This window comes from Nitrospirota bacterium (assembly GCA_016214385.1).
Classification (GTDB): domain Bacteria; phylum Nitrospirota; class Thermodesulfovibrionia; order UBA6902; family JACROP01; genus JACROP01.
In genome coordinates, this window is sequence record JACROP010000129.1 from 1 (window position 1) to 8432 (window position 8432).

The 8432-nt window shown below is 44.7% G+C and carries 8 protein-coding genes; 2 read left to right on the forward strand and 6 right to left on the reverse strand.

The window, feature by feature from the left end; translation table 11 throughout:
- Nucleotides 1-144 (forward strand): hypothetical protein (locus tag HZC12_08180; protein MBI5026681.1); only part of this gene is annotated, 144 nt, incomplete at its 5' end.
- Nucleotides 145-162: 18 nt separating this feature from the next.
- On the forward strand, nucleotides 163-1695 hold the full coding sequence (locus HZC12_08185; GenBank protein ID MBI5026682.1) for a hypothetical protein: 1533 nt from the start codon (nucleotides 163-165) through the stop codon (nucleotides 1693-1695).
- Here the strand turns inward: HZC12_08185 and gltA are convergent.
- The 6 genes from gltA to HZC12_08215 all read right to left on the reverse strand — a co-directional run bounded on the left by gltA (nucleotide 1628) and on the right by HZC12_08215 (nucleotide 8041).
- On the reverse strand, nucleotides 1628-3040 hold the full coding sequence (gltA, locus tag HZC12_08190; GenBank protein MBI5026683.1) for an NADPH-dependent glutamate synthase: 1413 nt from the start codon (nucleotides 3038-3040) through the stop codon (nucleotides 1628-1630). The two genes, HZC12_08185 and gltA, sit on opposite strands and share 68 nt — an antisense overlap.
- 136 nt (nucleotides 3041-3176) lie before the next feature.
- Complete coding sequence (locus tag HZC12_08195; protein ID MBI5026684.1) at nucleotides 3177-3995, reverse strand: sulfide/dihydroorotate dehydrogenase-like FAD/NAD-binding protein; 819 nt, start codon at nucleotides 3993-3995, stop codon at nucleotides 3177-3179.
- Nucleotides 3995-4723, reverse strand: coding sequence for a ComF family protein (locus HZC12_08200; GenBank protein MBI5026685.1), 729 nt, complete (start codon nucleotides 4721-4723; stop codon nucleotides 3995-3997). The genes HZC12_08195 and HZC12_08200 overlap by 1 nt, the downstream gene beginning before the upstream one ends.
- A 55-nt stretch (nucleotides 4724-4778) precedes the next feature.
- Nucleotides 4779-5888: a GNAT family N-acetyltransferase gene (locus HZC12_08205; GenBank protein MBI5026686.1), complete on the reverse strand. Its 1110-nt coding sequence runs from the start codon at nucleotides 5886-5888 to the stop codon at nucleotides 4779-4781.
- On the reverse strand, nucleotides 5889-7106 hold the full coding sequence (locus HZC12_08210) for an aminotransferase class I/II-fold pyridoxal phosphate-dependent enzyme (protein ID MBI5026687.1): 1218 nt from the start codon (nucleotides 7104-7106) through the stop codon (nucleotides 5889-5891).
- Complete coding sequence (locus HZC12_08215) at nucleotides 7067-8041, reverse strand: NAD-dependent epimerase/dehydratase family protein (protein MBI5026688.1); 975 nt, start codon at nucleotides 8039-8041, stop codon at nucleotides 7067-7069. The genes HZC12_08210 and HZC12_08215 overlap by 40 nt, the downstream gene beginning before the upstream one ends.
- Nucleotides 8042-8432 lie beyond the last annotated feature (391 nt).

An 8432-nucleotide genomic window follows, 5' to 3' on the forward strand; every position in this document is an offset into this window, starting at 1 on the left:
AAACGGGCAATTCAGAGAGAAATCTTAAATCCCCTCGCCACAAAGCTCCTCGATGGGACCTTTAAAGAGGGAGATAGGGTAGAGGTGGATATGGAAGAGGACAGACTCATCTTCAGAAAAGAGGTAATGGTAGAGGCAGTTTAGTAATGCTACCTTATGCACATGGATATAAAAAAGAAAATTGCACAGCTCATAATTGCGCGGCTTGATGGCGGGCAGATTAATAAAAAGTTTAAATACTATCAATCACTTGTAAAAAAAGGCATTGGTGGTTTTATTGTTTTTGGTGGTGAATTTAAAGAGGTTAGCAAGGCAATTAAAAAATTACAGGACAGCGCTCCCATTCCCCTTTTTATATCCTCTGACCTTGAGCAGGGACTTGGCCAGCAAATAAAGGGAGGAACCCTTTTCCCTCCTGCAATGGCTATTGCACAGGCAATCAATCAAAGAAACACAAAGGACATTAAACTCTTAAGAAGGTCGATAAGTATTATTGCACAAGAGGCAAAGGCTGTAGGAATCAATGTCATATTTTCTCCGGTTCTTGACGTAAACACAAATCCTGAAAATCCTATAATCTGCACAAGGGCGTTTTCTGATAATCCAGAAAAGGTCGCGTGGTTTGGAAATGAATTTATAAAGGGTTTTCAAAGACATGGACTTATTGCCTGCGCAAAACATTTTCCAGGACATGGTGATACAAGCAAGGATTCTCACAGGGAGCTACCAGTTGTAAAGGCAGATATGAAAAGGCTCTGGGATGTTGAGCTGTATCCATTTTCTCAGGCAGTAAAAGCAGGGGTTAAGATGATTATGATAGGTCATCTAAAGGTGCCAGCCATTGATTCAGGATTTCCTTCAAGCCTTTCAGAAAAAACCATTAAAGGGCTTTTAAGGGATAAAATGGGATTTAAAGAACTTGTGATTACAGATGCAATGAATATGCATGCTATTAAACTCAAAGAAGAAGAGGCATGCCTTAAGGCAATAAAGGCAGGTGCAGACATAATCCTTCATCCCAGCAATCCTGAGAAAGTAATAGATTGTTTAGCCTCAAGGTGGGAAGGGCTAAAACCGAGGGTAGAAGAATCTTATCAGAGGATTATCAAAGTAAAGAAGGAGTTAAATAAAGTTCACCGTTCACCGTTGACCGTTCGCAGTATCGAATCAAAATCAAGTTATGATTTGGCATATAAACTTACTCAAAAATCAATAACCACACCGCAATTCCGGGAGAATGGGATTGCTTCGCCGGCTATCCTTATTATTGATGATGATAACAATAAATCAGGCAAGCCTTTTGTCAATGCCCTTAAAAAGAGATACAAAAAAATAAAAATTTTCTATGTTGATAATAAAACAATTATGCCAATGGGTCAGCAAAAACATAATCCCCCTACATCCCCCTTTAGTAAAGGGGGACAGAGGGGGATTACACTTTTAAATTCCATTTCAGGGAAACCACTCATCATTGCTGTCTTTTCAAAAATATCTGCATGGAAAGGCAGAAGCGGATTAAGTGTGAAGTTAAAGGACATACTTAAAAAGGCAATAAGGAATTCAAGATACTCTTTGGTTGTAGCCTTCTGCTGCCCTTATTCCCTTGATAAACTGAAGGCCGACACAGTTATTGAGGCTTACTCCGACTCGGAGATGACTCAGAAGGCTGTGGGAGAGATTCTCTGCGGGCCATAATATATCTATCAATCGCCCTTGCTGCCTTCTTACCTGCACCCATTGCGCTTATGACAGTGGCCGCTCCTGTTGTTATGTCGCCGCCAGCATAGAGTCCTTTAAGATTTGTCTTCCCCTCTTTATTTACAACTATATATCCTTCACCCCAGAGCTTAAGCCCCTCAATAGAGCGGACAAGAACCGGGTTTGAACGCTGGCCAATAGCAATTATCACCTGGTCAACCTCAATGCAGTACTCCTGACCTGCAGGCACAGGGCTCCTCCTTCCAGATGCATCAGGCTCTCCGAGGCCCATCTGTTCACACTCAATCGCCCTCACCCATCCCCTGGCATCTCCAAGTATCAGCTTCGGGTTAGAAAGAAAACAAAATTCGATGCCCTCTTCTTTTGCATTTTCAATCTCTTCACGCCTTGATGGCATCTCCTCCTCAGTCCTCCTGTAAATTACATAAACCTTATCTGCACCGAGCCTTAAGGCAGTCCTTGCTGAATCCATAGCAACATTCCCTCCACCTATAACAGCAACTCTGCGAGCTTTTTTGATAGGGGTATCATATTCAGGAAAGAGGTATGCCTTCATTAAGTTGACCCTTGTCAGAAATTCAGAGGCGAAATAGACATTATTCAGGTTCTCGCCTGGAATGCTGAGGTATTTAGGAGAGCCAGCGCCAACGCCTATGAATACTGCTTTGTAACCTTCTTCAAAAAGTTCATTGACCTTTTGGGTCCTCCCTATAACTTGATTAACGACAATCTTTACCCCGAACCGACAGACATAATCTATCTCTCTCTGGAGGATCCTCTTTGGCAGCCTGAACTCTGGAATGCCATAGAGGAGGACACCCCCTGGTTCATGGAGGGCCTCGAATATTGTCACACCATATCCAAGCCTTGCAAGGTCTGCTGCAGCAGTCAGCCCGGCTGGACCAGAGCCAATAACTGCAACCCTGTGGCCATTTGGAGGTTGAACCGCACCAATGTCCAATATACCCATAGCTGTTTCATAATCTGCAACAAAACGCTCAAGGGCACCAATTGAAATGGGTATGCCTTTTTTGCCGAGGATGCAGCGGCCCTGACACTGCGTCTCCTGAGGGCACACCCTGCCGCATATTGAAGGGAGGTTATTAAACTCCCGTATCTTTCTCAATGCACCGGGGTAATCACGCTCTCTAATCATTGCTATAAATGAAGGTATATCAATTTCAACGGGGCAGCCTGCTACGCATTTTGGCTTCTTACACTGAAGGCATCGCGTAGCCTCTAACAGGGCATCTTCCTCGCTCAGGCCGAGGGAGACCTCTTCAAAGTCTTTAATTCTCTTGTCAGGCTCTCTGTGTCCCATTTTCACTTTCAATCTGTCCTGAAAATACCCTTTCTGACAGGCGGGACGCCTGTCCTACTGGTGAATACGTATATTCTAAAGAAGTAGGTCAGGCGTCTCGCCTGACTAATTTTCATTCTCCCTTTCCCTCAACCGCTTATTCGAGAAATAATTTATAGGCTAATCCTTCCTCTTCTTTGTAAAACTTGAGCCTGTTTTCCAGCTCCTCGAAATCCACCTCATGGCCGTCAAACTCAGGACCATCAATGCAGGCAAACCTTGTCTTACCACCAATCCTGACCCTGCATGCACCACACATACCGCTGCCTTCCACCATCAATGGGTTAAGGCTGACCAGGGTTTTAATTCCATAAAACCTTGTGGAATCTGAAACAGCCTTCATCATCCTTACAGGCCCGACAGCCAGGACCAGGGAAATGGCCTTTTTACTGATAACCTCTTTTAAAACATCGGTGACAAGTCCTTTTCTGCCATAACTGCCATCATCAGTAGTAATTAAAAGCTCATCAGAGTATCGTCTTAATCTTTCTTCCCAGAACAAAAGCTCCTTTGTCCTCGCACCCATAATGGCTGTAATACTGTTACCTGCTTCTTTGAGTGCCTTTGCAACAGGATAAATGGTAGCCATTCCAATCCCACCTCCTACTACAACGCAGGTCCCATATTTCTCTATAGGTGTGGGGTGCCCGAGGGGGCCTGTAACATCCCTGATTGTGTCCCCAGGATTTAACCTGCCGAGGGCCTCTGTTGTCTTTCCTACTTTCTGGAAGATAATAGTTATAGTCCCATTTTTTGAATCGCAATCTGCGATGGTCAAGGGGATTCTCTCGCCCTTCTCATTAAGTCTTAACACAACAAAATTCCCTGCCCTCGCGTGCCTCGCTATATAAGGGGCATCTATAATCATCATGTCGATCTTCGGTGCGAGAGATTGTTTCTGTAAAATTTTAAACACTATAAATCGCCACCTCCATGGGCAACGGTAACTACATAGACCTCTTTTGCCCCGGCTCTCTTTAAAACCTTCGCACATTCTCTGACAGTTGCGCCGGTTGTGTACACATCATCAACAAGGGCGATTCTCATGCCATGAACCGATGCCCTGTCTCTAACCTCAAAGGCCCTTTTTATGTTCTTAGCTCGCTCCTTTGCGCCAAGCCCCACCTGAGGCATTGTATCTTTAACTTTGATAAGGCAGTTCAGGAGCATGGGCAGTTTATTTTTTAATGATAGCTCCCTGGCCAGGAGTGCTGATTGGTTAAATTCCCTCTGCTTGAGTTTCCTGTGGTGCATGGGGACTGGCACAATAGCATCCACCCCTCGCCACGGCGAGTCGCCTGAGGAGACAGGCAAGTCAATTTTCAACAAAAAATCACCAATTGGTTTTGCCAATCTTTTTTTGCCGTAATACTTAAAATGATTTATAGCCTCCTTGAGAATTCCTTCGTACAGGCCAAAACTCCTCGCCCACTCAAATGCAGGCTCATCCTCTATGCATTCGCCACAGATAATGGAAACATCAGAAACCAGCGGTTTGCCGCACCTTTTGCAGGAGGGGTCGCTGTAAGGAGAAATCTCTCCCCAGCATGCAGGGCAGATTGGAGATGTCCTGTGCTCCATTGCCGGCCCTTTACAAATGGGGCAGGATTCTGGAAATAGGAGTCTTAGAAATTTGTTTATCATAAATACCTTTTCGCCTCTTGCCCTCCGCCGAGGCGGGAGGAGACAGCGATTCTGTTCAGAGTATAACCTCATAAATTCGATATGTCTTATATAATCTCCCCAAAAACATCTCCACAATTCTCTGAACAGGGATATTATCTTCGAGTATCCAGGAGAATTCAACTCTCTGATACCCACCTTTTTTCTTAATAGCCTTCAGTCCCTCTCTGAATAGAAGTGCGTCAACCCCCTGTTTCCTGTATCCCTCTTTAACGCCGAGGAGAAGGAGTCTCAGGTCTTTTATTTTCCTCGAATACCACAGTGCCTTGAGGATGCCAATGGGTGTAAGCCTCCCTTTGAGTTTTTTTAAAACAAAGTTGAAATCCGGCAGGATGAGCATAAAGCCTATTGGCTCACCATTGTGCTCAGCCACTAATGCGAGCTCATCTACAATAATAGATTTCAGCCGCGATGCCATATAGTCTATCTCTTCTTCCTCCATCGGTATAAAGCCCCAATTTTTTTCCAGGACGGAATTATAAACCTGTTTGAAGACTGCCATTTCCTTATGGAAAGCCCTGGTATTGATAGGCCTCACAGTAATTCTGTGCCTCTCTGCAATATCCGCAACCCTTAATGCCTTTTCAGGCAATGAATCAGGAATATCTATAATGTATGCATAGAGGTCTTTTGCCTTTTTGAGGCCGCATCCTTCCATCAGTCCGGCATAATAGGGAAAGTTATAGGGCATCATGAGCATCGGGGAGCTGTCAAACCCATTGATGAGCAGGCCCCACTCTTCATTGGACGAGAAGTTCATAGTCCCCCGCATAATGTTCAGCCCTTTGTTTTTAAGCCAGTCAGATGCCTCTTTCAGGAGGGCTTTTGCAACTGATAGGTCTTCAATGCATTCAAAAAATCCGAAGAAACCAGCATTCTCCTGATGAAAGTCTATATAGTTTTTGTTATGGATGGCTACAATCCTGCCAACGGTCTTTCCGTCTATTTTAGCAATGAAAGGGAGTATCTCAGCGTGCTTGAAGAATGGGTTTTCCGGAGAAAACTGTGCCCTGAGCTCAGAAAGAAGTGGTGAAACCCAGAAGGGATTATCCCTGTAAAGCCTGAAAGGGAAAATAAGGAATTCTTTAAATGCCCGCTTATCCCTTACCGGCAGGACTTCAAGCAATTAAATTATCCCTAATGCCCTGCCGACCTTTTCAAAAGCTGCAAGCACCCTGTCGAGGTGTGCGTCTGTGTGAGTTGCCATGTAGCTTGTGCGGATAAGGGCCTTGCCATTGGGCACAGCAGGGCTGACAGCAACATTGGCGAAAATGCCTTCGTCATGGAGCATCTTGGCCATTAAAAATGCCTTCTGGTCTTCACCCACAATTATCGGTATTATTGGAGTCTCACTCTGCCCTGTGTCGAACCCTAATGCCCTGAAACCATCGAGCATTTTCTTTGTGTTGTGCCAGAGCTTCTCTCTCCTCTCAGGTTCTTCCTCAATTATATCTATAGCCGCGCTTACAGAAGCCACAGAGGCCGGCGGAGGGCTGGCACTGAAGATAAGAGACCTTGCAAAATGTTTGATATAGTGTATTACATTTTCGGAAGAAGCTATAAAACCACCTATGGATGCAAGCGACTTGGAATACGTACCCATAATCAGGTCTACATCATTTTCCAGGCCAAAATGTTCAGCAGTACCACGCCCTGTCTTACCGAGAACTCCGATGCCATGGGCATCATCAACCATCACCCTGGCGCCGTATTTTTTTGCAAGCCGCACAATTGCGGGAAGATTGGCTATATCGCCTTCCATACTGAAGACGCCATCTACAATTATTAACTTCCCCCTGTCGCTGTATTGCTGAAGAAGCCTCTCGAGGTCATCCATATCATTGTGCCTGTATTTTTTAATCTCACCAAAAGAAAGCCTGCAGCCATCAATTATGCTGGCATGGTCCATCTTATCAATCAGCACTACGTCATCCTTGCCCACAAGGGCAGATATTACACCGAGATTTGTCTGAAATCCTGTTGAGAAGACCAGGGCAGCCTCTTTTCTCATAAAGCGGGCAAGTTTCTTTTCAAGCTCCACATGGATGTCGAGGGTTCCGTTTAAAAATCTGGAGCCAGCACAACCACTGCCATATTTCCTCAGGGCATCTATGGCTGCCTCTTTTACCCTCGGGTGATTCGTGAGTCCGAGGTAGTTGTTAGAGCCAATCATTATCATTTTTCTACCACCAACAGTCACTTCCGGCTCCTGTGCGCTCTCTATTACCCGGAAATAAGGATAGATGCCAGCATCCATTATTTCCCTGGCAGTGGTAAACTTATAGCACTTATCAAATATGTCTGTTAAAGCCATCTGTGAATTCTGTACCAGTCTGCTGTCCATTTTATCCCTTCTTTTATGTTTGTCTTTGGTTTAAAGTCAATATCCCTCGTTGCCTTTGAGATATCGCAGAACCAATTCGGATAAGTAATCTCTTTAACTTTGTCTCTGTTTATCATGGTGGTTTTTTTTCTCAGCCTATTTACCTTCTCTCCAAAAAAGGCTATTACCGGCAAAATAGCCTTTGGCAGTTTTACCTGCGTGGGTCTTACCTGAAAGGCCGATGCAATCTCATTTATTATCTCGCTGCTGGAGTATATCATTCCGTCTGAAATAAAATAAGTCTCTCCAATTGATTTTTCTTTTTCCCCGCACAGGATGATGGCATTTACAAGGTCATCCACATACACAAGGGATACCCGGCTCTCACCCCAATTAGGTAGTATACCCTTTCTGACAAATTTAAAAAACAGGAAAAAATCCCTGTCTCTTGGCCCATATACTGCAGCAGGCCTGAGTATAGAGACAGGAACCCTGTCTCTGTATTTTAAGACAGCATCTTCTCCCTTGAGTTTGCTGAGGCCATAGTCTGACACCGGATGCGGTTTCATTTCCTCGTTTGGCAGTTTATCATTAAGGGCAGGGCCAAAAGCCGAAAGGCTGCTGAGGTATACAAAACGCCTGACCCCCTCGTTGTTCCTGGCAACAGCTTCCATGAGATTTTCTGTCCCCTTTGCGTTTATACAATATAAATCCTCTTTTGATGAAGCCTTTGTTAAACCTGCAAGGTGGAAGATGTAGTCAAAACCCCTTATGCACTGAATGAGGGACTCCTTATCAGAGCAGTCGCCATAGATATATTTTACATCCAGGCCTTCAAGCCACCTTAAATCAGAGGTTTTTCTTATAAGGCACGAAACTTCATAACCCCTTTTCAAGAGCCCCTCTACAAGGTGGCTTCCAATAAAGCCTGTTGCTCCTGTAACTAATGCCCTCATAGGGTAACCGTATTAAAAACGATTGGAGTAAAAAGAGTCAAGTCCTGCTCCTCTCTACGAGTCGTAGACAAGCCGTATCCTATCCATACATGTTAGGATAAGCATGCATTTTTCTAAAGTCAAGCACAAGGCCGTACAGGAGTTCCCCCAATTTTTTGTTTTTTTGTCCGTCATTCCCGCCCCGTATCAAGTACGGGGTAAACTCCGGCGGGAAGCCAATCTGCTTCCGTCATTCCCGCGAAGGCGGGAAGCCAATCTTCTCATGTAGTTAAGCTGTCATACAAATCCGCCCATTCGGGGTTATGTTCCTCAATAAGCTTGAGTTTCCATACCCGATTCCATTTTTTCATTTGCCTTTCCCTCGATAATGCCGTCTCGGCATTCTCTGCAA

Coding starts and splice junctions, on each gene's coding strand:
- HZC12_08185 (MBI5026682.1), top strand. CDS start 163: ATGGATATAAAAAAGAAAATTGCACAGCTCATAATTGCGCGGCTTGAT.
- gltA (MBI5026683.1), bottom strand. CDS start 3,040: ATGGGACACAGAGAGCCTGACAAGAGAATTAAAGACTTTGAAGAGGTC.
- HZC12_08200 (MBI5026685.1), bottom strand. CDS start 4,723: ATGATAAACAAATTTCTAAGACTCCTATTTCCAGAATCCTGCCCCATT.
- HZC12_08210 (MBI5026687.1), bottom strand. CDS start 7,106: ATGGACAGCAGACTGGTACAGAATTCACAGATGGCTTTAACAGACATA.
- HZC12_08215 (MBI5026688.1), bottom strand. CDS start 8,041: ATGAGGGCATTAGTTACAGGAGCAACAGGCTTTATTGGAAGCCACCTT.